We start from the raw sequence: 2,452 nt of genomic DNA on the forward strand, positions 1-2,452 counted from the left end.
GGCCCAGCCGGTGGCGGCCTCGGTCCCGACCGGCGCGGCCGACAGCAGCAGCACCGGCAGCGGCGCCAGTCGCAGCGCCGCGGCCAAGCCGGCGATGCCGGCGCCGATCACCACGACTCGGTCCTGCGGGCGGGAAGAGATCGCGTCCATCAGCGCACCTCCAGCATGCGTTCGACCGCGGCGCGGGCGCGGCCGGCCACGGCGGGGTCCAGCGTCACCGCCTCGGTCATCGTCTCCAGCGCGTGCCGGATCCCGGGCAGGGTGATCCGCTTCATATGCGGGCACAGGTTGCAGGGCCGGATGAAGTCGATCTCCGGGAACTGCACGGCGACGTTGTCGCTCATCGAGCATTCGGTCACCAGCACCACGCGGCCGGGCCGCTCGCGGGCGACATAGTCGCTCATGGCGGCGGTGGAGCCGGCGAAATCGGCCTCGGCCACCACCTCGGGCGGGCATTCCGGATGGGCCAGCACGGTCACGCCGGGATGGCGGTCGCGCAAGCCCTGGATGTCGTCGGGGCCGAAGCGCTCATGCACCTCGCAGGCGCCCTGCCAGGCGATGATCTCGACCTTCGTCTCGGCCGCGACATTGGCTGCCAGGTACCGGTCGGGGATGAAGATCACCCGCGGCACGCCCAGGCTCTCCACCACCTTCACGGCGTTGCCGGAGGTGCAGCAGATGTCGCTTTCCGCCTTCACCGCGGCCGAGGTGTTCACGTATGTGACGACCGGCACGCCGGGATAGCGGCGACGCAGCAGGCGCACATCCTCCGGCGTGATCGATTCGGCCAGCGAGCAGCCGGCCCGGGAATCGGGGATCAGCACGGTCTTGGCCGGGTTCAGCAGCTTCGCGGTCTCGGCCATGAAGTGCACGCCGCACAGCACGATCACCGACGCCTCGACCCGCGCCGCCTCGCGCGCCAGAGCCAGGCTGTCGCCGGTGATGTCGGCGATGCCGTGGAAGATCTCCGGCGTCTGGTAGTTGTGGGCCAGGATCACGGCGTCGCGCTCCCGCTTCAGCCGCAGGATGGCGTCGATGTCCGGAGCGAAGCCCGGCCAGTCGAAGGCCGGGATGACGCGGGACAGGCGGCCGTACAGCGGCGCCATGCGCGCGGCGACGGCGGGGGTGTAGTCGGCATGGGCTGACATCGGGTTCTGCTCGCTTCGAGAATTACGAGGACAGGGGCGGCCCGAATCGGTGTCGCTTTGGTTACTCTAATTCTCAGAATAAGAAAATCAAGTGACAACGCAGCGGCCTCATTGGCAGGGGCGGCCGCGGGGCTACATTGGAGGGGGCAGGAGTCGCCGCCAGTCCCCTGCAAGTCCAACCCCGTCCCCACGGTCCGGGCGCAGCGGCGCCCGGCCGAAGCCAAGGAGAGACATCGTGGAGCAGCGCAATCTCGGCCGGTCCGGCATCCGGGTCGGGCCGCTGGCCCTGGGCGGCAACGTGTTCGGCTGGACCGCGGACGAGGCGGCCTCGTTCCGGGTGCTCGACGCCTTCGTCGATGCCGGGCTGAACCTGATCGACACGGCCGACTGCTATTCCTCCTGGGCGCCCGGCAACAAGGGCGGCGAGTCGGAGACGATCATCGGCCGCTGGCTGAAGCGCAGCGGCAAGCGCGACCGGGTGGTGATCGCCACCAAGGTCGGCTGGGAGATGCCGGGCCGGCCGCAGCGCAAGGACCTGTCGGCCGCCTGGATCCGCGAGGAGGTCGAGAATTCGCTGCGCCGGCTGCAGGTCGACGTCATCGACCTGTACCAGTCGCATCACGACGACCTGGAGACGCCGCAGGAGGAGACGCTGGCGGCGCATGCCGAGCTGATCCGCGCCGGCAAGGTGCGGGCGATCGGCGCCTCGAACTTCTCCGCCGAGCGCTTCGCCTCCGCCCTGAAGCTGAGCGAGCGGGGCCTGCCGCGCTACGAGACGATGCAGCCGCATTTCAATCTCTACGAACGGTCGCATTACGAGGGGCCGCTGGAGGATCTGTGCCGGCGCGAGGGCATCGGCGTGATCAGCTATTTTTCGCTCGCCGCCGGCTTCCTCACCGGCAAGTACCGCACCGAGGCCGACCTGTCGCAGAGCGCCCGCGGCGGCGGCATGAAGGACCGGCTGAACGCGCGCGGCCTGCGCATCCTCGACGCGCTCGACACGGTGGCGGAGGCGCATGGCGTGCGTCCGGCCACGGTGGCGCTGGCCTGGCTGATCGCCCGTCCCGGCATCACCGCTCCGATCGCCAGCGCCACCAGCCCGGAGCAGCTGGAGGACCAGATCGCCGCCACCCGCCTGACCCTGACCGCCGACGAGATCACGCTGCTGGACGAGGCGGGGCGGTAGGCGACGGGGAGGGGGCGTCGGGGTCATCGACTGCCTCTCAAATTGCCTCTCCCGCCTGGCGGGAGAGGTCGGGCTCGCGCAGCGAGACCGGGTGAGGGCGGGCTCGGCCTCGACAAAA

The 2,452-nt window shown here is 70.3% G+C and carries 2 protein-coding genes; one reads left to right on the top strand and one right to left on the bottom strand.

Features of this window, described 5'->3' with window-relative positions; translation table 11 throughout:
• Positions 1-149 precede the first annotated feature (149 nt).
• Positions 150-1,148: a quinolinate synthase NadA gene (gene nadA, locus P409_RS31860; protein ID WP_081992058.1), complete on the bottom strand. Its 999-nt coding sequence runs from the start codon at positions 1,146-1,148 to the stop codon at positions 150-152.
• A gap of 235 nt (positions 1,149-1,383) precedes the next feature.
• Between nadA and P409_RS31865 the strand changes: the two genes are divergently transcribed.
• Positions 1,384-2,334: an aldo/keto reductase gene (locus tag P409_RS31865; RefSeq protein ID WP_034848067.1), complete on the top strand. Its 951-nt coding sequence runs from the start codon at positions 1,384-1,386 to the stop codon at positions 2,332-2,334.
• Positions 2,335-2,452: the final 118 nt, after the last annotated feature.

It is taken from the genome of Inquilinus limosus MP06, assembly GCF_000767795.1.
Classification (GTDB): domain Bacteria; phylum Pseudomonadota; class Alphaproteobacteria; order DSM-16000; family Inquilinaceae; genus Inquilinus; species Inquilinus limosus_E.

Excerpts from the sequence above, each read along its gene's own strand:
- nadA (WP_081992058.1), bottom strand. The coding sequence starts at position 1,148 with ATGTCAGCCCATGCCGACTACACCCCCGCCGTCGCCGCGCGCATGGCG.